This window comes from Enterovibrio coralii, from assembly GCF_001559595.1.
Lineage (GTDB): Bacteria > Pseudomonadota > Gammaproteobacteria > Enterobacterales > Vibrionaceae > Enterovibrio > Enterovibrio coralii.
In genome coordinates this window covers 1-250 of sequence record NZ_LNTY01000068.1, presented here as the reverse complement: position 1 = coordinate 250, position 250 = coordinate 1, and the positions used below count along the sequence as shown (strand labels likewise).

Annotated in this window: 1 protein-coding gene; it reads left to right on the top strand. The window is 53.2% G+C overall.

What is annotated here, in order from left to right:
* The coding region (locus tag ATN88_RS25340; protein WP_198158462.1) for a VCBS domain-containing protein at window positions 1-250 on the top strand (250 nt) is incomplete at both ends.

The window sequence follows — 250 nt, the reverse complement described above, 5'->3', positions numbered from 1 at the left end:
ACACCTTCGAGCTTACCGCTTCTGACGGCTCTAAACATGAAATCGTTATTACCGTTACGGGCACTAACGACTCAGCAGTCGTCACCGGCGACACCACAGGCGCAGTCACTGACCAAGATACCTCAACAACCGGTTCTATCACGGTCACTGACCCTGATACTGGCGAAACAGCGACCATCGGCAACACCACCATTGAAGGCGACTACGGTACCTTTGAACTGGTCGATGGCGAATGGACCTACACGGTTGA